Origin of the sequence: Achromobacter sp. Marseille-Q4954 (genome assembly GCF_943737025.1) — a bacterium.
Lineage (GTDB): Bacteria > Pseudomonadota > Gammaproteobacteria > Burkholderiales > Burkholderiaceae_B > Achromobacter > Achromobacter bronchisepticus_A.
The window spans coordinates 516,925-540,255 of the sequence record NZ_CALSFQ010000004.1 but is presented as its reverse complement, the minus strand read 5'-3'; the positions used below and the strand labels follow the sequence as shown (position 1 = coordinate 540,255).

Annotated in this window: 17 protein-coding genes; 12 read left to right on the top strand and 5 right to left on the bottom strand. The window is 67.6% G+C overall.

The window, feature by feature from the left end; all coding sequences use genetic code 11:
- Window positions 1-105 precede the first annotated feature (105 nt).
- From aceA to NGK62_RS30775, 5 genes are all read left to right on the top strand, one after another.
- On the top strand, window positions 106-1,425 hold the full coding sequence (gene aceA / locus NGK62_RS30795; RefSeq protein ID WP_042794353.1) for an isocitrate lyase: 1,320 nt from the start codon (window positions 106-108) through the stop codon (window positions 1,423-1,425).
- Window positions 1,426-1,656: 231 nt separating this feature from the next.
- Window positions 1,657-2,265, top strand: a complete 609-nt coding sequence (locus NGK62_RS30790; protein WP_251881895.1) for an HAD family hydrolase — start codon at window positions 1,657-1,659, stop codon at window positions 2,263-2,265.
- Window positions 2,262-3,140 carry a decaprenyl-phosphate phosphoribosyltransferase gene (locus NGK62_RS30785; protein ID WP_251881893.1) on the top strand — a complete coding sequence of 293 codons (879 nt, stop codon included), beginning with the start codon at window positions 2,262-2,264 and terminating at the stop codon, window positions 3,138-3,140. Before NGK62_RS30790 ends, NGK62_RS30785 begins: the two co-directional genes overlap by 4 nt.
- A 2-nt stretch (window positions 3,141-3,142) precedes the next feature.
- On the top strand, window positions 3,143-3,475 hold the full coding sequence (locus NGK62_RS30780) for a DMT family transporter (protein ID WP_118932517.1): 333 nt from the start codon (window positions 3,143-3,145) through the stop codon (window positions 3,473-3,475).
- Window positions 3,476-3,486: 11 nt separating this feature from the next.
- Complete coding sequence (locus NGK62_RS30775; RefSeq protein ID WP_251881891.1) at window positions 3,487-4,614, top strand: hypothetical protein; 1,128 nt, start codon at window positions 3,487-3,489, stop codon at window positions 4,612-4,614.
- 33 nt (window positions 4,615-4,647) lie between these two features.
- Here the strand turns inward: NGK62_RS30775 and NGK62_RS30770 are convergent, their stop codons facing one another.
- From NGK62_RS30770 to NGK62_RS30750, 5 genes are all read right to left on the bottom strand, one after another.
- Window positions 4,648-9,297, bottom strand: coding sequence for a hypothetical protein (locus NGK62_RS30770; protein WP_251881889.1), 4,650 nt, complete (start codon window positions 9,295-9,297; stop codon window positions 4,648-4,650).
- 9 nt (window positions 9,298-9,306) lie between these two features.
- Window positions 9,307-13,485, bottom strand: coding sequence for a TolC family protein (locus NGK62_RS30765; RefSeq protein WP_251881888.1), 4,179 nt, complete (start codon window positions 13,483-13,485; stop codon window positions 9,307-9,309).
- Between the two features lie 376 nt (window positions 13,486-13,861).
- Complete coding sequence (gene bioD / locus NGK62_RS30760; RefSeq protein ID WP_251881886.1) at window positions 13,862-15,298, bottom strand: dethiobiotin synthase; 1,437 nt, start codon at window positions 15,296-15,298, stop codon at window positions 13,862-13,864.
- Window positions 15,295-15,951 (bottom strand): alpha/beta fold hydrolase, encoded by a 657-nt coding sequence (locus NGK62_RS30755; protein ID WP_251881884.1) that lies wholly within the window; start codon window positions 15,949-15,951, stop codon window positions 15,295-15,297. Before NGK62_RS30755 ends, bioD begins: the two co-directional genes overlap by 4 nt.
- A 26-nt stretch (window positions 15,952-15,977) precedes the next feature.
- Window positions 15,978-17,165 carry an aminotransferase class I/II-fold pyridoxal phosphate-dependent enzyme gene (locus tag NGK62_RS30750; protein WP_251881882.1) on the bottom strand — a complete coding sequence of 396 codons (1,188 nt, stop codon included), beginning with the start codon at window positions 17,163-17,165 and terminating at the stop codon, window positions 15,978-15,980.
- A 148-nt stretch (window positions 17,166-17,313) separates the two neighbouring features.
- Here NGK62_RS30750 and NGK62_RS30745 point away from each other — a divergent pair, with 148 nt between their 5' ends.
- The 7 genes from NGK62_RS30745 to ccoP all read left to right on the top strand — a co-directional run bounded on the left by NGK62_RS30745 (window position 17,314) and on the right by ccoP (window position 23,312).
- Window positions 17,314-18,582, top strand: a complete 1,269-nt coding sequence (locus NGK62_RS30745; protein ID WP_251881880.1) for an adenosylmethionine--8-amino-7-oxononanoate transaminase — start codon at window positions 17,314-17,316, stop codon at window positions 18,580-18,582.
- A gap of 98 nt (window positions 18,583-18,680) precedes the next feature.
- On the top strand, window positions 18,681-19,655 hold the full coding sequence (locus NGK62_RS30740) for a P-type ATPase actuator domain-containing protein (protein ID WP_059372454.1): 975 nt from the start codon (window positions 18,681-18,683) through the stop codon (window positions 19,653-19,655).
- Complete coding sequence (gene ccoS / locus NGK62_RS30735) at window positions 19,652-19,813, top strand: cbb3-type cytochrome oxidase assembly protein CcoS (protein WP_042794347.1); 162 nt, start codon at window positions 19,652-19,654, stop codon at window positions 19,811-19,813. Before NGK62_RS30740 ends, ccoS begins: the two co-directional genes overlap by 4 nt.
- Window positions 19,814-19,962: 149 nt before the next feature.
- A complete protein-coding gene (gene ccoN, locus NGK62_RS30730; protein ID WP_059372455.1) occupies window positions 19,963-21,450 on the top strand; it encodes a cytochrome-c oxidase, cbb3-type subunit I in 1,488 nt (495 codons plus the stop codon).
- A gap of 10 nt (window positions 21,451-21,460) precedes the next feature.
- Complete coding sequence (gene ccoO, locus NGK62_RS30725; RefSeq protein ID WP_059372459.1) at window positions 21,461-22,186, top strand: cytochrome-c oxidase, cbb3-type subunit II; 726 nt, start codon at window positions 21,461-21,463, stop codon at window positions 22,184-22,186.
- Between the two features lie 2 nt (window positions 22,187-22,188).
- Window positions 22,189-22,365, top strand: a complete 177-nt coding sequence (locus NGK62_RS30720) for a cbb3-type cytochrome oxidase subunit 3 (RefSeq protein WP_054452859.1) — start codon at window positions 22,189-22,191, stop codon at window positions 22,363-22,365.
- On the top strand, window positions 22,362-23,312 hold the full coding sequence (ccoP, locus tag NGK62_RS30715; protein WP_059372462.1) for a cytochrome-c oxidase, cbb3-type subunit III: 951 nt from the start codon (window positions 22,362-22,364) through the stop codon (window positions 23,310-23,312). The genes NGK62_RS30720 and ccoP overlap by 4 nt, the downstream gene beginning before the upstream one ends.
- Window positions 23,313-23,331 lie beyond the last annotated feature (19 nt).

Sequence of the window (23,331 nt, the reverse complement as noted above, 5' to 3'; positions counted from 1 at the left end):
AGTCCACATTGCTCCGCAGCAGAGGCATAGACTTTGTCCAACGATTCACGCAACGCAGGACGCGAATCTTTTGAAGTCTTCCCATCACTGACCAGGAGCATCAACATGAGCAACCGCGAAACCGAAATCCGCAATCTGCAGAAGGACTGGGCCGAAAATGCCCGCTGGCAAGGCATCAAGCGCGACTACAGCGCCGAGGACGTCATCCGCCTGCGCGGCTCGATCGGCGTGGAACACACGCTGGCGCGCCGCGGCGCCACCCGCCTGTGGGAACTGCTGCATAGCGAGCCTTTCGTGAATTCGCTGGGCGCCCTGACCGGCAACCAGGCCATGCAGCAGGTCAAGGCCGGCCTGAAGGCGATCTACCTGTCGGGCTGGCAGGTTGCCGGCGACGCCAACCTGGCCGGCGAGATGTACCCCGACCAGTCGCTGTACCCCGCCAATTCGGTGCCGCAAGTGGTCCGCCGCATCAACAATTCGCTGACCCGCTGCGACCAGATCCAGTGGATGGAAGGCAAGAACCCGGGCGACGAAGGCTACATCGATTTCTTCGCCCCGATCGTCGCGGACGCCGAAGCCGGTTTCGGCGGCGTGCTGAACGCATTCGAACTGATGAAGGCCATGATCGAGGCCGGCGCCTCGGGCGTGCACTTCGAAGACCAGCTGGCTTCGGTCAAGAAGTGCGGCCATATGGGCGGCAAGGTGCTGGTTCCGACCCGCGAAGCCGTCGCCAAGCTGGTGTCGGCGCGCCTGGCGGCCGACACGATGGGCACGCCCACCGTGCTGCTGGCCCGCACCGACGCCGACGCGGCCGACCTGGTGACCAGCGACGTCGACGAGAACGACCGTCCCTTCATCACCGGCGAGCGCACCGTTGAAGGCTTCTTCCGCACCAAGGCCGGCATCGACCAGGCCATCTCGCGCGGCCTGGCCTATGCGCCGTACGCCGACCTGATCTGGTGCGAAACGTCCACGCCCAACCTGGAGTACGCCCGCAAGTTCGCCGAGGCCATCCATCGCCAGTTCCCGGGCAAGCTGCTGGCCTACAACTGCTCGCCCTCGTTCAACTGGAAGAAGAACCTGGACGACGGCACCATCGCCAAGTTCCAGCGCGAGCTGGGTGCCATGGGCTACAAGTTCCAGTTCATCACGCTGGCCGGCTTCCACGCGCTGAACTACGGCATGTTCGAACTGGCCCACGGCTACGCCCGCCGCCAGATGAGCGCCTTCGTCGAACTGCAGCAGAAGGAGTTCGCCGCCGCTGAAATGGGCTTCACCGCCGTGAAGCACCAGCGCGAAGTCGGCACCGGCTACTTCGACGCCGTGACGCAGACCATCGAAGGCGGCCAGTCCTCGACCACCGCGCTGACCGGTTCGACGGAAGAAGCCCAGTTCGAACACGGCAAGGAACAGAAGGCCGCGTAAGCATCGCAGGAGAGTTATGCAGTTGTAGTTGCTGTTGTAGGGTGGATTCGGGTGCCTTCGGGCACCCTTTTTTTTACTTGGCGCTTGGCGTCGTTCGACATCCTTTGGATCCACACACTCCGTTACAATAAGAAGCTTTGTGAATTCGAGCGATTCGCGCAGCCGTCCCACTTCTGGATCGGCCTTTTTCTTGCTTTCAGAATGCCTCAAGAACCTCCATCCTCAGCTGCCATGCCCGTGGTCGCGGCCTTCGACTTCGACGGAACGCTGACCTATCGGGACACGCTGCTCCCATTTCTGGCGCGAGTGTCGTGGCCCAAGCTGGCGCTAGGCCTGGCCATGGTGTCTCCGGCCCTGGCGCTGCTCATGTGCGGACAGGGGGGCAGCGACCATGGCATGGCCAGAAGGGAACGCGCGAAACAGCGCCTGTGCAGCGTCGTGTTGCGCGGCCGCAGGCAGTCCGACCTGAAGGCGCTGGCTGCCCGTTGGATTCCTGGCATCGCGCTGCGGCCCGACATGCTCGCTCGATTGCGGGCACATCAAGAGTCCGGGCACCAGGTGGTGATCGTCAGCGCTTCCCCCGACCTCTATCTCGAGGAAGTGGCCCGGGGCCTGGGGGCTGAGCTCATTTGCACCGGGTTGGAAACGGAGGGAGGCCGCCTGACCGGACGTTTCAGCACGCCAAATTGCTGGGGGCCGGAGAAGGTGGCGCGCCTGGAAGCGCGTTTCGGGCCTATCGGCGACTACGCGCTGCACGCTTACGGAGACAGCAGCGGCGATGCCTGGATGCTGAAGGCCGCGGATTGCGCCTGGCTCAACGGGAAGAGGGTGGTTCGATGATGCCGGCATGGACCCTGCTGCGGCCCCATCAGTGGCTCAAGAACGGATTCGTGCTGGTCGGGCTGCTGTTCGGGCATTACTGGAACGATCTCGGCCTGGTCATGGCCGTCGCGATCGGATTCGTGGCATTTTGCATGGCGTCCAGCGCCGTCTACGTGTTCAACGACTACCACGACCGCGAGGCCGACGCGCGTCACCCCAGGAAGAAGATGCGCCCCATCGCGAGCGGAAGCGTAAGCCTGCGCAGCGCCCGAATGCTGGTGGCGGCATTGGTTGCGGGGGCGCTGTCGCTGCCCGCGTGGTTCGGCCTGTGGGGGGTGATGGCTGCCGTGGCTGCCTATCTCGCCCTCAATATCGCGTATACCTTCAAGCTCAAGCATGTGGTCCTGGTGGATGTGTTCTGCATCGTGGCGGGATTCATGATCCGCCTGGTCTGCGGAACCTACGCCGTGGGCATCACGCCGTCGCGCTGGATGCTGCTTTGCTCGTTCATGCTCACTTTGTTCCTGGGATTTGCGAAGCGTCGTGCGGAGTTCGGCCCGGCCTTGTCCGGGGACGCCGCCGGGCACGGGGCCACGCGTCAGGTGCTGCGGCATTATTCGCCTCAGATGCTGGACGTGCTCATGGCGGTAACCGTGAGCATGACGCTGGTGACCTACGGGCTCTACACCGTGGATGCCACGACCGCAGCCATGCATGGCACTGACAATCTGATCATCACCCTGCCCATCGTGACCTTCGGCCTTTTCCGATACTTGTACCTGATCTACCGGGAAGGGGCGGGGGAAGACACCGGCCGGGATTTGCTGTCCGATGCGCCGATCCGCCTGGCGGTGATCGCCTGGGCTCTCGCGGTTTTCCTTCTGGTCAGATAACCATGGCATACCTATTCCTATTCCTGGCCAGCGCGTGCAGCGTCGCTGCGAGCATTGCCTTGAAAATCGCGGGAACGTCCCGCGGCATGCCCTTGTTCGGCGTGCCGGGCGGCGCGACTTATGTCCTGGCCATCGCCTCATACGGCGCGGGCTTTGGCTTTTACGCGCTGTCGCTGCGCCGCTTGGACCTTACGCTGGCGTATCCGCTGATGGTCGCCATATCCATACTTGGCATCTTCGCGTATGGGGCATTTTCAGGCGCCGAGGAACTCGGCGCGTATCGCCTGGCGGGCGCCGCGCTCATCGCCCTCGGCATCTTCCTACTCTCTCAATAAAAGCCGATCCGATGATGACGAGATTCTTCGGCAGCCGCTTCTACAGCGGTTTCCTGTTGCTGTTCTTTTTCCTGATGGTGGCGGCGGCCTCCTTCAATGGCTTCTATACGAAGTGGCGCCTGAACGACGGCCATCCTTCGCTGGGCTTGTCGTACATGGTTGAAGGGACCGCCGCTCGACCCTACGTCTATCGCCAGCTGCTTCCCGCCATTGCCAATCAGGTCCAGGCCTGGCTGCCGCCCGCAAGCGTGGAGCGGATTTCCAAGAGCCTGTCGGACCCGCGGAAAGTGAACAGCCGCTCCAGCCTGGCGATGAAGTATCCCGAATCAGAGGCCCTGAAGCCGGCAGTCGCCTTGCGCTATTACATCGTCTATTACCTGACCTTCTTCGCCTTGGTCGCCAGCCTTTACGTCATGCGCGCACTCTGCCTGCGGGTCGGGGCGACGGCGCCGGCCGCGATCGCCGCGCCGGCGGTCATGGCCTTGCTCTTGCCGTTCATGCTGACCGAGGGCGGCTACTTCTACGACTTCACCGAGGCGCTCTTCATCATGAGCGCCGTGACGCTTGCGCTGGGCATGACAACGCTGCGTTCATGGCGGGTGCCGCTCCTGCTGGCGCTGGCGGGGCTGGCGACGTGGAACAAGGAGGCGTTCTTCTGGTTTACGCCGGCGCTCTATCCGCTCCTGCGCGGGCACTTGGACCGCGTGCGCGCGGCTGGCCTGGTTTCCGCGTTGATGTTGGTCGGCGGCTGCGTCTACCTGGCGATGCGGCTGCGCTATGCCGGAAATCCCGGTACGACGGTGGATTTCCAGCTATGGGACAACCTGCTGTTCTACGCGGATCCCGGCAACTGGTTCCGCACTGAGAACACGTACGGCATTCTGTTGCCGCGCGGTTTCAGCATCGTGTTCATGCTTGTCTTTGCCGGCCTGCTGGCCAAGGCATGGCGCAGCTTGCCTGCCGCCTTGCGCAACCATGGCGCGACAGCCGCGGCGATCAATCTGCCCCTGTTCTTCCTGTTCTGTTCGCCTGGTGAAATGCGCAATCTCAGCATGCTGTATCCCACGTTGCTGCTGTTGATCGCCTGCGCGCTGTCGGCGTGGCTGGCCGGGGCCGGCCACGCCAACCGGTCCCGATAAGGGAATCCCGGCAATTCTGCGCGGCGCTTGGCGTCAGAGCCCGAAGAACGCCGAGTACACCAGCCTTTCCTCCACCACGCGGCGCTGCTGCGTGGCGCCGGCGCGCCGTTCGGGCACGGCGTTGTCGGTGTAGTAGCGTTCGTATTCGCGCACCGCGATGCGCGCAGGCTTGCCGCCGCGGTCGGGCAGCGTGACGCTGGCGGACCAGATGACCGGATCCAGCAGCTCGCCCAGCAGCGGGCCTTCCAGCACTGGCGGAAAACGCACCACCGGGCCGACGACCACGTTGCCCAGGCGCGAGAGATCGGCGAGCGTCGTGGGCGTGGCGGTTTCCAGGATGGGCAGTTCGCGCATGCGGTCTATGAGTATGGGGCCAGGTATCGGGCCTGGCGGCTGGGGCGCCGGTCCTGACGGATCCAGCAGGCCCGAGGCCAGTACGGCGGCATCGCTCCAGGCCAGGTCGCTGTCCAGCGCCGGGTCGCGCGTCTGCAGCACCAGCTCGACGCGGTTGCGGCCGCTTTCGGCCGTCTGGCCTATGCCGGGAATGAAGGAGATGTTCAGGTACTCGGAGTCCAGCGGGAACTTCATCGGCCCGTGCTTGGGCACCACGCCGCGCAGGCTGAACGTCAGCCGGCCGCGTTTCTGCTCGAACACGGCGCGGCGGCGCGGCAGCACCTGGGAGAACTCGGCCTGCACCACCCGCGACAACTTGGCCGAACCGATGGCGTTGGGCTGATAGCGGGCCAGCGCCAGGCGCACGAAGGGCATGTAGGTCCGGCCGGGGTCGAGCTCGATGTCGCAATACCAGCGCGCGCGTTCCTCGCTCCAGCGCACGCGGTGTCCGACCACATGCACCAGCTTGGCCGGGATTTCCTGCAGATAGACCTGCTCGTCGGTGACGCGCGCCGAGAAGTCCGACACGCGCGCCTTGTGCTTGGGCGGGGCCGTTTCCCACAGCGGATCCAGGCCCCATTGCGTCACCAGCGGCGTCAGCGGGTTGGTGATGTCGGTGAAGTTCTGGCCGTCGCCCGCGATCACCACGCCCAGCAACTCGCCGTCGCCGGAGGAGAACCAGGGCCGCTCCAGCCAGACCCGCAGGCCGTTGCCCAGCCGCGTCACGTCCAGCTTGCCGTCGCCCGCCGTTTCCTCCCAGCGGAAGGTCGGCACCACGTAGGTCAGGACGGGGGCGTCCGGCGGTGCGCTGGCGCGCACGATGGTGTTCTGCGCCGTACCGTCGCGCCTGAGCACCGGGGCGCCAGGGTCATCGTCCGCGCCCGTTTCCACCAGCGGGCCGTCGGCAACGGGCCCCAGCCGCGTGACCTTGTCCGCCTGCGCGTACAGCGAGGGCGGCAGGTATTCGCGGAACCGCGTGGCGGCGCGCAGACGGTAGCGGATGAGGCGGAAACGGGTGTCGCCGAATTCATGGCGGTCGCCGCGCGCGCGCAGCTTGCCGTCCGCGTTCAGTTGTTCCTTCACCGCGTTGCTCAGGGTGAAGAGGTTCGCGTAGTTTTCCGACAAGGGAACCTCGGCCAGCACGCCATGGCCGGCCTGGCGTTCCGGGCGCGGCTTCTGCAGGTCGTCCACCCATTCGTGCCAATCGGCCTCGATCTCGACCTTGCCGGTGGTGGGGCCGTGCAGCCGTACGCGGGCGTACAGGTCCGCGTGGGCATCGCCAGGTCCGCGTTGCGGTTCCTCTGCCATCAGCAGCAGCGGCTCGCAGATTGGTTGCTGCGTCGCATGGACCAGCACCAGCGAGCGGTACGGCGTGACCATCCAGCAGCCGCCCAGTACGGAAGACAGGCGCAGCGTGCCGCGCTCGCCCTCGCTGTTCGCCCAGGCGGGGATGCCGAAGGTGTTGGCCAGGCCGGGATTCACGAAGCTGGAATAGCGCAGCCGGGCGATGCGCCCTTTGGGCAGGTAGAAGGTCAGGACCCGCTTGGCTTCGTCCCAGCTGGGGAGGCCGTCGTCCAGGAAGTCCTCCGAGCAGGGCGGGTCGGTCAGGGTGGCGCGGCGCTCTTCCAGCACGATGCGCAAGCCCAGCGTGTCCGGCCACTTGGATGCATGCGCCACCAGCAGCACAAGCTCTTGCGCGGGCGTCAGCGCGATTACCGCGCTGGGTCCCAGCACCTTCGGTCCCGTGACGCCGGGCAGGGCATGGCCGGGCTGGGCGCGCAGCGCGATGCCGCCCGCGGCCGGGTCCGGCAGATAAGGCGTGAGCACCTGGGCTTCGCGGTGGATGACATATTGCCCGGCGGCCAGGCGCTCGCCGGTGGGATGCTCGGCCGAGGGTTCTTTCGGCGGCACCTGTTCGGTGGTGGCGACCGCTTTCAGCACCTGCGGCGTCACCAGTTCTATGTCCGTGCCCGGCCCCTCGTCGTAGAGCGTACCGGCGTCGCGGGCTGCGATCTCGTAGGCCTGCTTGATGCCGGCGGGGCTGCCCATCATGGCGTCGAACAGGCCGTGCGTTTCGCATTGCAGCTGCGAAGCCTTGGGCGGCACCACGTGGCGTTCATTGATGGCGGTATACGTGTAGTCCTTGGAGGCGTCCTCCAGGCGGGCAGCCTTGAAATCGGGGCTGTCGAGGTAGGTGGCCGGGTCCATGCCGGTATTGCTTCGAATCACCAAGCGCTCCAGCGACTCGCCTTCACTCAGACGGGCGCGTTGCACCAGCGCCGGCGGGTCCACGGGCTCGAAGCGCCAGTAGACGACGGGCTGGGTGGCGTTGTCGTCGCGCTCCAGCGAGGGATCGTCATGCGCCAGGCTGTTGCCGGCCAGGTCCACCAGGCGCGCGCGGAAGCGGTACGGCATGCCGAAGCGCAGGCGCGGCAGGCTGCCCTTGGCCGCCGCGAAGCTGACCGCCAGGCCGTTGCCTTTTTCCGCGGCCGTGTCCTGCACGTCTTCCGGCGCCTCGCCTTGCACACCGCTGTCCGGATCGACGCGGTCACGCAGCGTGCGCCCGGGCCGCGGCGCCACCAGGCTCCAGCCGGTCCAGCGGAACAGCGATTCATGCAGGTATTGGTCCTCCGGGTCCTCGCCGCCGCTGGTGGAGGCGCCTTTTACATAGCCCTCGTCGTCAGGCAGTTGCAACGGCGCGCCGCCATCCGTGCAGCGGTAGGTGCCGGCGCGCTGGCACAACGAGCGCCATTTCGGAGGATCGCCAGGCGCCTGCGGCTGCGCATCCACGCGATAGCCGCGCAGCAGATCCTCGGCATAGAGCACGATACTGCCCGGCGCGCCCGACAGCGCCGCGTTCTTCAGGGCCGCGGCCGCGGCGTTCTGCGCGACCTCCCAGGCGCGGCCGCGCCGCGCCACGCCCAGGCCGCCCGAGCGCAGCGCAGCCACGCCTTGTTTGTCGCCGGTGGTGTAGGTCACCGCGCCGTCGGCGCCCAGTGCCAGGCTCTTGGCGATCAGGTTCTGGGCGCTGAGCACGAAGTCCACGGTTTTTAGCGCGGCGCCGTCGGCGTCGACCTGGTAGACGTCGAACGGCGTGCGTGGTTCGTACAGGTTCCAGCTGTCGTCCGCGCGACGCAGCTTCAGCATGCCGCGTTCATGGTCGGCGGGATTGCGGGGACGCGTGGTGAAGCGTTCCGCGTCGCCCGTCCAGGCGGTGGCGGGGCAGGCGTCATCACCGGCGTCGTGGCCGTCCTCCCAGCGCAGGGTCAGGAAGAAATAGCCCTGCGCGGCGGGCGCCGCCGCCAACTGCTGTTCCAAGACCGAACCCGCCGGGACCAGGCAGTCGATGACCAGTCCGAGCTGGCGCAGCAGCGCAGGGTAATCGCCGTAGGACGCCACGATGGCGTGGAAGTCCATTTCCGGCTGCGCAGGCGGCGCGGGCACGTTTGCGCCGTCAGGCCGGCGGATGCTGCGTTGTTGCGCCGTGGGCGGGTTGCGGCGGTAGAAACGGTTGGCCTGGAACAGGGTGTACTCGGCCTGCGAGTTCCACAGCTTCATCAGGTTCTGGTCGGGGCCGGCGAGGCCGCCATCGTTCCAGCGGGTGGGCAGGGCGCGCAGCGGGAAGCTCGCCCCGGGCTGGGGATTGCCCTCGGCGTTCACGCCCGGCGCCGCGGCGTGGCCTTCGTAGACGCTATGCGGGCCGTAGACCTGGGAGCGCAGCACGCGCTCGGCGCCGTCGCCGCCGTCGTCGAAGAAGCGGTCGAAGCCGGGCAGCGGCATTTCGACGCGCCGGTCGCCCAGCGAGATGAAGGCCGTGCGCGTGCCGCAGTCGCTCAGCATGTCCTTCAGGCCCGGATGCGCGTCGCGCCAGGGCAGCAGCGTGGGCGGCGTGCCGGTGGCCTGCACCGCCAGCCTGCCGTAGTGCTTGCGCGCCAGGCCCAGCACGCCCGCCACCGAGTACGAGAACAGGTTGACTTTGCTCATGTCGCGGAACACGAAACCGGCGACCGGCGTGGTCTTGGGCAGCAGCCGTTCCCACAGCGCCGCGTCGGCTTGCGCCTGCGGCTCCAGCTCGATCTCCGCCGCGCCGGTGTTCAGCGCGAAGCGCACCCGCTCCAGCGTGCGCGGCCAGTTGACCCAGTCGGCGAACGCGTGCAGCTGCTGCTCGTTCACGGCCTGCGGCGTCAGGCGCGGCGAGGCCACGATGGAGATGCGCAGCCGGCCGGCGTCGGGGCCGGCGGGTACGCGGCCGTTGGGGATCGCGGTCCAGACTATCGTTTGCTTGGCCATGGACGTTCCTCAGGCAAAGGCTTCGGCGTATTCGCGCCAGGCGTACTCGGTGCCGTCGTCGATCTGCGCCAGCTCCTGCGCCAGCGGCAGGTCGGGATGCGGCCCCATCAGGTCGCGGAAACCCGGGTCGCCATTGGACCCGGCGAACTTGCGTTCGCACGACAGCGACACGCTCATCGAGAACATGAAGACTTCGATCTCGACGGTGATGGTGGCGCGCCCCGCGCACTTGCCGCTTTCGAACTCGTAACGCAGTTCCAGGTAGATCTCGATGGAAATGCTGACGATGCCCAGCACGCTGACGCAGCCGCCCATGCGGAAGTAGCCGGCCAGCGAGCAGGCGTTCTTTTCCATGCGGAAATAAATGCCCGCCATGACGTGCACGCCGCCGGAGGCCACGCCCAGGTTCACCGACACGCTGGCGCCGAACTCGAAGGCGGCTTCCATCAGCTGGATGCCGCTGGGATCCAGCGTGATGCCGAAAAAGCCGCCGCCGCCGAACATGCACACCGACAGATTGAAGGGCTGTTCGCGCGTGCAGAAGTTGAAGCGCACGGCCAGCGGTTGGCCGATGAAGGGCACGGTGAAGCCCGCGCCCAGGCTGAGGTTGGACAGGTTGAAGACGCCGATGGCGACGGCTGGCAGCGCCAGGTCGAAACCTGCGTCCACGCCCTTGGCCGAGATATCCAGGTAAGGCGGGTCGGAGAATCCATCCAGCGGGATCAGGTCGCGCAGCGTTTCGACGAAGGACAAGGGGCCCACGAACTTGATGTCGGTCAGCAGCACGTCCACGTCCATCTTCGCGGCCGTGTCGATGCGGAACTCGATCTTCTCGAAGTTCAGCTCCATGAAGCTGGCAGGCGCGATCAGGACCAGGTCGAAGTCCTTCAGAGAGCAGACCACCGACATCTTGGGCGCGCTCTGCCCGTTCTTGCGCACGCGCGCCTCCACCGCCACGCGAAAGCCGCGCGCATCGTTGACGCGGAACAGCGGCGGATCGCCCGGCTTGATCGACCAGCTCTTGATCACCGGGTTCCAGTCGAAGCGGATGGTGAGTTCATCGCCGGTCAACAGCTCCAGCAGTTCCGCGCTGGCCAGCACGGCGTCCACCGCCAGCTTGACCGCCTGCAGCGCAGTCTGCGCGATCTGGCGCGGCGCGCCTTCCAGCAGGCGCGCGCCGCCTATGGTGGCGGACAGAGGATCGACCGCGTTTGTGATGGCCTGCAGGCGCGTCCTGAGCGTCGCGGCGTCGGCAAACAGTTCGTCCAGCTGGTCGGGGTGGCCCACCACCGCATCGAGCGCGTCGTACAGCGCCTTGCCCTGCACCAGCAGCGCCGGCACGACGCCGACGCTATCCAGCAGCGTCTGGGCGGTGTTGGCTGTCTGGCGCAGCGATTGCCGTAGGCCATCCGGCAAGTGCGCGCCGTTCACTTGCGCGTCCGCCGCCGTGCTCAACGCCCGGGAGGCATCGCGCGCGGCGGTGAGCACGGCGGGCAGTCCCGGCAGCGCGGGCGCGGCGTCGAAGGACAGTCCGGCCAGCAGCGCGACCTGCGCGCGCACGGCTGCCAGTGCGGCGATCAGATCGTTGACGCGGGCCTTTGCGTCCTGCACCAGGTTCTGCGCGTAGGCCTGCGCCTGGCTGAGCAGATCCTCCAGCGTGTCGTTCAGCACCTGCAACGCGGCCTCGGCGATGCGGCCCGGCTGCTGCGCCAGGTCCGCCACCAGGCCATAGAGCCGGCCCATCTCGTTGACCAGGCTTTCCAGCTGGGAACAGGCTTCCGATACGAAGCGCGGCACCTGCTCCGGCGTGCCGGCGGCGTTGGACACCGCTTCAATCACGTCGCCCAGCGGTATGCAGCCGAACAGCAGCGGGAAGGGCAGGTCCGGGGACATGACCTTGGGGAAGATGTCCGGGCCGTTCATCTTGCCGGCGACGAAGTCCGCCACCTTGCCGCTGACCGGACCGGCCATGCGCGACAGCGCCGTGGGGCGCAGATTCGGCTGGACGAAGCCGCCCGCGCGGTCGCCTTGCGCGGAAAAGTTCAGCACCGCGTCGCCGCGGTAGCCGGGCTCGGCGTCTATGTTGCCGAAGACCTGGCCGACGTTGCCGGAGTCGAATCCGAACCGCAGGTAGTGGTCGTTCCAGCTCAGCACGTTGTTGCTGTCGCTGCCGGTCAGTTCAGCCAGCGCGGCGATGCGGATCTCGGCGCGCTTGACGCCGGGATAGAACAAGGGGCCGTTCAGCGAGTCGCTATAGGCGCGCAGCTGGGTGTTGCCAGGATCGACCAGGCCGTCGAACTCGATCGTCTCCGCTTGCGCCGCGGTATCGCCCGGCTTGAGCGGGGAGGCGAACGTGACGCGTTGCTGCTTGAACTGCGCCGTGCGGCGGCCGGATTCGGCGTCGCGCCAGGCCTTGCGCGTTTGCTTCGCGAAAAGCTCGGCGTTCACGTAGTCGGGCGTCAGCCATTGGCCGCTGATCTTGCGCGGGCAGGCATGGCCGCCGTCCATGAAGATCATGGGCAGGTCGAACTGCACGATGCGGCCGTCGATGTCGGTGGCCGAACACGCGAAGCGGAAGGGGATTTTGTCTATGCACGGCCAGAACAGCACCTGCCCCAGGCCGTCGATGTCGCTGTCCGGGGAGGTGGGCGCATCCAGGCTGGGTGTGACGGTGGTCAGGATGCGCACGCTGGAGAACGGCATCTGGCGGTGCAGGAAGATCATGTTCCCCGAGTCGTCGCGCGCCTGCAGCAGCGGGTCGGCGTACTGGCGTTCGCGCTGGCGCACGATGAGGAACATGCGCTGGCGCAGGTAGGCGGTGTTGCCGGCCGGGGCACCCGTATGGAACTTGCGTTCGCTGACCTTCACCAGCGAGGCGCGATGGCCGAAGGGAAACAGCAGGCCCTTGTAGACCACGCGGACGTAATGATCGCGGCCCATGGCGCCGCGATGCGTCCATTCTTCCAGCGACAGCCCGGGCGCGTCCCAGTTGCCGCGCGAGTCCAGCCAGGCGCCCAGCGCGGACAGCATCAGCAGCTTGGCGTCCACCGGCTGCGGCGTGTAGTTGGCGACGGAAAAGTTGGAAGACAGGTGCGCGATCTGGAAGCGGTCGAAATCGTCCATCGGCATGCGGAAGGGCGAGGTATTCGGCTGCGGCAGATAGGTCGTCGCCGGCACCGGGAACGCCGCCTGCATCGGCTTGGTGGTGCCTTCGCCACCCAGCGCCCAGACGGCGCGCACGGTGGGCTTGGGATCGTCCGCCTGCGGCGCCGTTGCGCTGTTCTCCGGCTGCGCGGCCAGCAACTGGGTATGCCAGAGCTCGGTGTGCTGCGTGGCGGCGGAAGTCGCCGGCGCCTTGGCGTGGCGCCAGCGTTCGTCCGCATGCGGGCTGAGGATCAGCCGCCACGGCAGTTCTATCGCCGTCTGCTGCGCGGCGGGCAGCGCGGGCTTGGGGCCGCGCCTGAGGATTTCGATCAGGGCGCTGGTGCGCTGAACCTCACGGACCGGCGCGCCGCCGCCCAGGCGCAATGCGCGCAGGCCTGGCGCGCCGCCTGCCTGCCGCAGCAGCAGCGCCCCGGGCGCGTTCTGCTGCGTGGCGATGCGCGCGCTGCGCAACGCGAAGCTCGACAGCGCCGCGCGTTGCACCGGCGAAAGTTTGTCGATGCGGGTGTCGAACAGATCGCGCAGGTTCAGGCGCGGCGCGCTGGGCCCGGGCGGGCGCGCATTGGCGGCCACGGTCAACGGCAGCGACTCCATCGCGGCCAGCACGCCTTCCAGCGTGTAGGGCACGTCGAAGCCGTCGGGAACGGCAAAGGCCAGCCGCGACTCGCCCGCGATGCGCGCGCGCACCGGCGGACCGGTGGGATCTTCCACGCCGCCTGCGGGTTCCGGCTTGTCCGGCGTGGGACGGGGCGGCGGCTGCTTGAAGACGTCGGGAGGCGGACGTTCGAAGAACGTCTCTTCGCTGATCGACTGCGGCGGGAAGTGGACGATGAGCGTGGCGGCGCCGTCGCCAGCTTTCTTCAGGCGGGGCGGCTGGCCCGGCGTGACCGTCAGGTTGCGCAGCTCCAGCCGCAAGGCCAGCAGATCGGCCGGGCGCAGCACGGCATGGCCGGGGCGGGTGCCGTCGAAGAAATTGCGGTTGGGATTGGGGGCCAAAACAGGAATGTTCAGCCTTCTGGTGACCATGCCAGTTCTCCTGCAAATAAGGAAACCCAGGAACGAAATCCTGCACGTCCAGCTACCTGCGAATCGAACTGCCAATGTGGCGAAAATTATCGTTGTGTTGCGTTAGTAGTCAACAACGCACGGGCCTGCGGCAGCGGCTGCCGCGACAGCGCCGGTTTGAGAATCCGGATGTGGCCGAAAGATGTAGAAGAGGCAAGCCTTCGCTGGGGAAGCTCATGCTTTGCATGAGACTTTTGCCGCCATCTTCAGACTCGGGAAGGGGTAAGGCGGTGCCTATCCGCATGGGGGACGGGTGGCCGTCAGCGGAATTTATTTTGTACGAATGCGTAACGGCTACGGCCCCGGAAATCACGCCATCCGCGGCCGGGCCGGGATCTCAACTGGCGACCGCGGGCGCGCCGCCCAGCGCCTCCAGGCATTCCGCCAGCGGAGGAATGGCGCTGGCCAGCGCCTGGACGGTTTGCGCGTCGACCTTGGCCAAGGGTGGAATCTCGGCCAGCACGCGTACGTCGCCAAAGCGTTCGATGGCTTCCTTGTTGCCCGCCGAGAGCGGTCCGCTCATGATCACGCCCAGCACCGGAATCCCGCGGCGCTTGAGGGCCTCAAGGCTGAGCAGGGTGTGGTTGATGGTGCCCAGTCCGCTGCGGGCGGCCAGCACCACCGGCATGTCCAGCCGCGCAATCAAGTCGATCATCATGTGGGTGTCGTCGATCGGCACGTAGAGGCCGCCCGCGCCTTCCACCACCAGCGGCGCCTGCGTGGCCGGCGGCACGATGCTGGTGGCGTCGACGATGGCGTCTTCCAGCGTGGCCGCGGCCCAGGGCGACAGCGGCGCCTGCAGCACGTAGGCCGGCAGGTGCAGGCGTTCGGGTGGCAGCCCGGCCAGTTGCGCCACGGTTTCGGTGTCGCCGGGTTCTTCGGCCACGCCCGTCTGCACGGGCTTCCAATAGTCGGCGTTCCAGGCGCGCGCCAGGATCGCGGACACCAGGGTCTTGCCGATGCCGGTGTCAGTGCCGGTCACGAAGACGCCGGCGGGGGACTGGTTTGATTTTTTCCACATACCGTAGGCCAGGTGATAGGTCACCCAGGCTCCTTGTTCGTCAAACGCCGCCAGCACCCGCCGCAGTTGCGCTGCGCCCAGTGGTGCGCGTCCGGGGGCGGGCGTGGTGGCGCCTATGCCTTTCAGGGCGCGCAGGAAATGCAGCCCGTCAGGATGATTTTGTATCAGCCGTTCGCTGCGCACGCCACCCGCCAGATTGCCCCTGTCCGGATGGATGGCGGCGGCGGCCGGATAGCGCGGCGTGGCGGGGGCAAGCCCCGCCGCGGCATGCGCGGCCTGCCACTCGTGGAAGGTGCCGTCCGCCAGCGTCGCCACCGCCAGGCAGCCGCCCGGCGCGAGCAGCGCGGCCAGCCGGCCCAGCCCGGCGTTCAGGTCGGAGAACCATTGCACCGCCAGGCTGGAGCAGATCAGGTCGTAGCCGCCTTCGAGTCCGGCGGGATGCTCGCCGTCCAGCAATTGGTAGCGGGCCCGGCCAGGCAGTGAGGGGCCGCGCTGCGCGGCCGCGAGCATGCCGGGGGCGATGTCGGTGACGGTCCAGTCGGCGGGACCGATGCGGCGCGCCAGCGCCTGGGTCAGCAGGCCGGTGCCGCAACCGATTTCCAGGATGCGGGGGCGGCGCGGCAGGGGCAGCAGGGCGATATCGCCGGCCAGCCGCTCGGCAGCCAGCCGCTGGACGGACGCGTGGTCTTCATAGGCGGGTGCGGCGGCGCCAAAGCGCGCGCCGATGCCGGCGTTGCGGAGGGCTTGCGTCATGCGGCGCGCGCCAGGCCGTCAATGAAGGCGCGGATGCGCTCCGCGCACCAGTGCGCGTCCGACACTGGCAGCAGGTGGCCGCCGCGTGTCCGCATATGGATCTCCGCGTCGGCCCCGTCGGCAAAGACCGCCTGCGTCATGGCCTGAGGCACGATGGGGTCGTCGGCGCCAGCCAGGACCAGCAGCGGCACGGGCAGCGCCGCCAGGGCCTCGCGCCGGTCTTCGTCGCGCAGGACCTCCAGGTCGCGCGTCAGCGGCGCAAGTTGCGGGTCGCCGAAATCGGTCGCGTCGCCGCAGCGCTGGCGGAAGTCGCGCAGCACCGCCGCGGGGTCGGCGGACAGGCGCCGGGACATGCGTTCCAGCACGCGCGGCGCCACGCCGGCCTCGAAGCCGGGGCCGGCCGCGAAGCGGGCGAAGCCGTTGATCGACACCAGGCCGAGGCAGTCTTGCGGCAGTCCGCGCAAGAGGCGCAGCAGGCCCAGCGAATGGCCGATGGCGATCACCGGGCCGGCCAAGACCGGCTCCTGCGCCGGCCCGAAATAGCCCGCGTCGAAGACGGCTTGTGGCCAGTCTTCGAGTGCCGCGCGCAGCGGCGCCCAGACCGAAGCGTCGAAGGCCCAGCCGTGTACGAACAGCAGGGTGGGGCGGGGCATGCCGGCATGCATGGAGACGGCGGTCATCACGCCAGCGCGGCGGCGAAACCGTCGATCAGGCGCGCCACGTCCACATCGCGGTGCGCCGCGCTCAGGGTGACGCGCAGGCGGCTGGTGCCGGCGGGGACGGTGGGCGGGCGGATCGCCACGGCCAGCAGGCCGCGCTGCTCCAGCCCCGAGGCCAGTTCCAGGGCGCGGGCTTCGTCGCCCACGATGGCCGGCACGATCTGGGTGGACGAAGCCCCCGTGTCCAGCCCCATGCCGCGCAGCGCGGCGCGCAGATTGTCGCCCGCAGCCGCCAGGCGGGCGCGTTCGGCGTCCAGCGTGGGCACCAGGTCCAGCGCCGCGTCCATGGCGCCCAGCACCGCGGGCGGCAGCGCCGTGGTGTAGATGAAGCCCGAGCAGGCGTTGATCAGGTAGTCGCACAGCGCGCGCGAACCGGCGACGTAGGCGCCGAATCCGCCCAGCGCCTTGCTGAACGTGCCCATGGCCAGGTCGATGCGGCCGGGCGCCAGCCCTGCCAGCCCCATGCCGCGCGGACCCAGCACGCCGGTGGCGTGCGCTTCGTCCAGGTAGACGAAGGCGCGGTAACGGTCGGCCAGGGTTGCCAGCCGTTCCACGTCGGTCCGGTCGCCGTCCATGCTGAACACGCTTTCGGTGACGATGAATCGCGACACGGGCTGGCCGGCCGCGCTCTCCGCCTTGGCGGCCAGCAGGCTTTCCAGATGAGCCAGGTCGTTGTGCCGGAAGCGGATCTGCTTCACGCCCGCCGCCTGGCAACCATGGTGCAGGCTGGCGTGGTTGAGCTTGTCGGCATACAGCTCGACCTCGCCCTGGCTGGCGGCCGCGCGCAGCAGGGCGGGCAGTACGGCGGCGTTGGCCTGCCAGCCCGTGGCCAGCAGCAGCGCGGCCTCGGTGCCTTTCAGCCGGGCCAGCTTGGCTTCCACCTGTTCGTGCAGGTCCAGATTGCCGGTCACCAGGCGCGACGCCTGGGCGCCCGCGCCGTGGCGGGCCGCCCATTCGCGCGAGCGCTCGACCAGCAGCGGATGCCGCGACAGGCCGAGGTAATCGTTGCTGGAGAAGTTCAGGACCGGCTCGCCCTCGAGGACGAGGCGTCCCGGAGCGGCGGCGGAGGCCGTGCGCAGGCGGCGGCGCACGCGGCGCGCTTGCGCGCGCGTCAGTTCGGAGGAGAAAAGCGGATCCAGCTTGGACATCTATATTTCCTGCAGCGGCCGGGCAGGGGGGAGGCCGCGCCAGGCCGTAGAATGCGGGCCATTGTAGTGGAGGCGGGCGTGGCCCCCGTTCCGGCCGGATGCGCCGGGCGGACCCCCGGGGCGCGCCGCCGGTATCGAGAGGTGAATCATGCACACGCCCGACTGGGTGGCCCAGGGCCAGCCCCATATCTGGCTACCCTATGCCCAAATGAAGACGGCCACGCCGCCGCTGCCCGTGGTGCGCAGCCATGGCAGCCGGCTTGAACTGGCCGACGGCCGCAGCCTGATCGATGGCGTCGCGTCCTGGTGGACGGCCTGCCATGGGTACAACCACCCGCATATCGCCCAGGCCGTGCGCGCGCAGCTGGACGCCATGCCGCACGTCATGTTCGGCGGGCTGACCCATGAACCGGCCCTGACCCTGGCGCGCCGCCTGGCCGGCATGCTGGGGCCGGGACTGGACCGCGTCTTCTACACCGATTCCGGCTCGGTGGCGGTGGAAGTCGCCATGAAGATGGCGCTGCAGTTCTGGCTGAACCAGGGAGAACGCGGCCGCGGCCGTTTCCTGGCGTTCCGCGGCGGCTATCACGGCGACACCTTCGGCACCATGGCGGTGTGCGATCCGGACGAGGGCATGCACAGCCTGTACCGCGGCATGCTGGCCGAACACGACATCGTCGACCTGCCGCGCAGCGAGGCCGAACTGGCCGCGCTGGAGACGCACCTGGAAGTCCATGCCTCCCGGCTGGCAGGCATCCTGGTCGAGCCGCTGGTGCAGGGCGCGGGCGGCATGCTGCTGCACGACCCGGAAGTGCTGCGCCGTCTGCGCCGCCTGGCCGACCGCCACGGCCTGCTGCTGATCTTCGACGAGATCTTCACCGGCTTCGGCCGCACCGGCACGATGTTCGCCTTCGAGCAGGCCGGCATCCGCCCGGACATCGTGACCTTGTCCAAGGCGCTGACCGGCGGCACCTTGCCGCTGGCCGCCACGGTGGCCAGCAGCCGGGTGTTCGAGGCGTTCTGGTCCGATGACCCCTCGCACGCGCTGATGCACGGCCCCACCTTTATGGGCAACGCGCTGGCCTGCGCCGCGGCCAACGCCTCGCTGGATCTCTTCGAGACCGAACCGCGGCTGGCGCAGGCGCAATCGATCTCCGCGAGCCTGGCCGAGGGCCTGGAACCGTGCCGCGAGCTGCCCTGGGTGCGCGACGTGCGAGTGCTGGGCGCGATCGGCGTGGTCGAGCTGGACGGCATCGCCGACCGCGAGGGCCTGAAGCGGCGCCTGGTCGACGCCGGCGTGTGGGTGCGGCCGTTCGGCAATGTGGTCTACCTGACGCCGGCGCTGACCATCGCCGAGGACGATCTCGCCAGCCTGATGCGGGCGGTGGTCGAGGTGCTGCGCCGCCAGCGCCCCTGAGCTGGATCGCGTCCGGCCCGCGTGGCCGGGGCAAACCCGCCGGACCCGCCTTGATCCAGATCAAGGCGGCTTTGTAACGCGCTGGGTAACATCGGCGCATGCGAGCAAAATCGATCTTCGCCGTCCCGGCCGCCCTGTCCGACGCCGACCGCCAGCAGCGCCGCCATGCGCTGGTGCGCCTGTCGCTGGCGTGGCTGGCCATGATGCAGGTGATGATGTTCGCCTGGCCCGGCTACCTGCGGCATGAAAGCATGCCGGCCGATGCGCTGGAAACGCTGGACTGGGCCATCGTGCTGATGAACTGGGCCAGTTTCGCGCTGACCGTGCCCGTGGTGGTCTATTCGGCCTGGCCGATCTGGCGCCACGCGGGCGATAACCTGCGCCATGGCCGCGCCGGCATGGACGTGCCGGTGGCCCTGGGCATCGTCGCCGCCTTCATTCCCAGCGTCCACGCCACCTACACGGGGCGCGGCGAGGTCTACTTCGATTCGGTCACGATGTTCGTGGCCTTCCTGCTGACCGCGCGCTATCTGGAGCTGTGCGCCCGCCAGTCCTTCGGCGGCGCGGCAGGCGGCTTGCGCCACGAGCGCGTGGAGGCGCAGCGCCTGGAGCTGGGCGCGCGCGCCGACCGGCTGGCCTCGCGCTTCGTCATGGTCCAGGTCGCGTTGGCGCTGGCCGCCGCGGCCGCCTGGGCCTACATCGATGCGGCGCACAGCATTCCGGTGATGGTGGCGTTGCTGGTGATGAGCTGTCCCTGCGCCATGTCGATGGCGGTGCCCACCGCCATGGCCTCCGCCCATTCGGCGCTGGCCGCCCATCCCAATATGTCCGACGCGGCGCTGGACGAGTTGCTGGGCGAGGCGCGGCGCCGCGCTCGCCAGAACCTGTACGGATCGGTGGTCTGGCACCTGCTGATGACCCCGCTGGCGCTGGTTGGCTGGGTGACGCCGTGGCTGGCCGCGATCACCATGCTGGTGTCTTCGTTGGCGGTCGCCTACAACTCGTGGCGCTTGTGCCGCCGCGACTGGGCTGGCGCGCCGGCGCCCGCCGCCGCGCTGGAAACGGCGCAATGACCATCCTCTATCTGCTTCTGCCCCTGTCCCTGCTGTTCGTGCTGGCCATCGGGGTGTCGCTGTGGTGGGCCGTTTTCAACGGCCAGTACGACGACACCGATGACGCCGGCCGCGCCATCCTGCTCGACGACGACAGCGGACCCGCCAGCCGCGGCTGAGCGGCGCGTTTGATTTCGCGCCTGGACCCGTTGCGCCGGCGCCGCGTTCCCCACCGTGTAACCAGATGCTTGATCCAGATCAACGCTGCCTTGTTTGACTAGTCCCATCATTGCAGTCTGGAGCTATCTGTAACTTTAGGGGAAGGGCGATGAACGATTGCGCCGCAATCGCAAGCAAGGCCGACACCTTCAACTACAAGATCGTGAGGCAATTCGCGCTCATGACGGTAGTGTGGGGCATCGTCGGCATGGCTGTGGGCGTTTTTCTCGCTGCGCAGCTTATCTGGCCGCAGCTGAACTTTGACACCGCATGGCTGAGCTATGGCCGCCTGCGCCCGCTGCACACCAACGCGGTGATTTTCGCGTTCGGCGGCAGCGCGTTGTTTACGACGTCGTATTACGTGGTCCAGCGCACCTGTCAGGCGCGCCTGTTCTGCGGCCCGCTGGCCGCGTTCACGTTCTGGGGCTGGCAGATCGTCATCGTCGCCGCCGCCATCACCTTGCCCATGGGTTTCACCAGCAGCAAGGAATACGCCGAACTCGAATGGCCCATCGACATCCTGATCACCCTGGTCTGGGTGGCTTACGCCATCGTGTTCTTCGGCACCATCGTCAAGCGCCGTTCCAAGCACATCTACGTGGCCAACTGGTTCTTCGGCTCGTACATCCTGACCATCGCCATCCTGCACATCTTCAATAACATCGAAATGCCGGTGTCGATGTGGAAGTCCTACTCCGCCTACTCGGGCGTGCAGGACGCCATGGTGCAGTGGTGGTACGGCCATAACGCCGTGGGCTTCTTCCTGACCACCAGCTTCCTGGGCATGATGTATTACTTCGTGCCCAAGCAGGCCGGCCGTCCCATCTATTCCTACCGCCTGTCCATCGTCCACTTCTGGGCGCTGGCCTTCACCTACATGTGGGCGGGCCCGCACCACCTGCTGTACACCTCGCTGCCCGACTGGACCCAGTCGCTGGGCATGACCTTCTCGCTGATCCTGCTGGCGCCGTCCTGGGGCGGCATGATCAACGGCATCATGACGCTGCAGGGCGCCTGGTACAAACTGCGCACCGATCCGATCCTGAAGTTCATGGTGACGGCCCTGTCGTTCTACGGCATGTCGACCTTCGAAGGCTCGATGATGTCGATCCGCACGGTCAACGCGCTGTCGCACTACACGGACTGGACCATCGGCCACGTGCACTCCGGCGCGCTGGGCTGGGTCGCCATGATCTCCTTCGGTTCGCTCTACTACCTGATCCCGCGTCTCTACGGCCGCGAGAAGATGTACAGCGTCAAGGCCATCGAACTGCACTTCTGGATCGCGACCATCGGCGTGGTGCTGTACATCGCCGCCATGTGGATCGCCGGCGTGCAGCAGGGCCTGATGTGGCGCGACACCGCCAGCGACGGCACCCTGGTCTACAGCTTCGTCGAGGAACTGAAGACGCGCGTCCCGTACTACCTGATCCGTTTGCTGGGCGGCACCTTGTTCCTGTCGGGTGTGTTCGTCATGGCCTGGAACGTGTGGATGACGGTGCGCGGCGCGCAGCCGGTCAATCCCGCGATTCCGCAAGACGATCCCCATGCCGCTCGCCAGCCGGTCCCCGTGACCGCCGCGCCGGCCACCGTTTGACGAGGACATCATGGCCAACCATAAATCTGGTTTCTTTTCCCACCAGACGCTCGAGAAGAACATCGGCTGGATGATCATCGCCAGCATCCTGGTGGTGTCCTTCGCGGGCCTGGTCCAGATCGTGCCGCTGTTCTTCCAGCACAGCACGACCCAGCCCATCGCGGGCGTGGAACCCTACAGCCCGCTGCGCCTGATGGGCCGCGACGTCTACATCCGCGAAGGCTGCGTCGGCTGCCATTCGCAGCAGGTGCGGGTGCTGGCGGCCGAAGTGCAGCGCTACGGCCCGTACTCGGTGGCCTCGGAATCGGTCTTCGACCATCCTTTCCTGTGGGGCTCCAAGCGCACCGGTCCCGATCTGGCGCGCGTGGGCGAACGCTATTCGGATGACTGGCACCGCATCCACCTGCGCGACCCGCGCAAGGTGGTGCCGGAATCCAACATGCCCGCCTATCCCTGGCTGGAAAAGACGGTCATCACCGGCGAGAACGTGAGCGACCGCATGCGCGCCCTGCGCACGCTGGGCGTGCCCTACACCGACGAGGAAATCGCCGCGGCGCCCAAGGCCATCGAAGGCAAGACCGAGGAAGACGCGCTGGTCGCCTACCTGCAAGGGTTGGGCGTGGGCGTGCGCAAGGCCGAGCAGGCCAGGAAGGCGGAAGAGGCCAAGAAGGCCGCCGCGCAACCCGCGGCACAGCCCGCGACCCAAGCCGCCGCGCCCGCGGCCGCGGGAGGCTGACCATGCTGGGCTACCTGAGCGCAGTCGTCACCGCCATTTCGATGGCAACTTTCTTCGGCATCGTCTGGTGGGCCTGCTCGCGCGGCCGCCAGAGCGCCAACCGCGAATCGGCCATGCTGCCGTTCGCACTGCCCGATGAGTTTGGGCAGGGACAACAAGATGGAGCGAATCGGTCATGAGCGATTTCGTTAATGGCTTCTGGGGATATTTCATCTCGATCGTCGCGGTGGGCGGCGTGGTCTGGTGCGTGTGGCTGCTGTACACGCAGCGCCGCTGGCTCAGCACCAAGCCGGCCAACGGCAAGGTCGAGGACACGGGCCACGTCTGGGACGGCGACCTGACCGAGCTGAACAACCCGGTGCCGGGCTGGTGGACCTGGATGTACCTGCTGGCCTGCGCCTTCGCGCTGGGCTACCTGTTCTTCATGCCGGGCCTGGGTGAGTACAAGGGCCAACTGGGCTACAGCAGCACCGAGGAAGTGGCCAGGCAGCAGGCCAAGATGGCCGAAGCCGTGCGTCCGATCTACGCGCGCTTCGAAACCATGGACATTCCGCAGATCGCCCAGGATCCGGGCGCCCGCGAAATCGGCCAGCGCCTGTTCCTGAATACCTGCGCGCAATGCCATGGCTCGGACGCCAAGGGCGGCCCCAGCTTCCCCAACCTGGCCGACGGCGACTGGCTGCACGGCGGCTCGCCTGAAGCCATCACGCAGACCATCACGCAGGGCCGCGTGGGCGTGATGCCGCCCTGGAAGGCCGCGATCGACGCCAAGACGGCGGCCGACATCGCCCAGTACGTGCGTTCGCTGTCGGGCCTCACGGCAGATCCGGTCCGCGTGTTCCGCGGCAAGCGCGAGTTCGCCAACTACTGCGTGGCCTGTCACGGCGTCGACGGCAAGGGCAACCAGGCGCTGGGCGCGCCCAACCTGACGGATGATGTCTGGCTCTACGGCAGCTCGGAAGCCACCATCGTCAAGACCATCCTGGATGGCCGCGACAACCGCATGCCGGCGCATGGCGACATCCTGACGCCGGAGCAGATCAAGATCCTGACGGCCTGGGTCTGGGGCTTGTCGAACAAGCCCGAAGCGACGGCAGGCGCCGCGCCGGGCACGGTAACGAAGTAAAGGCTTTACAGCGCGTTTT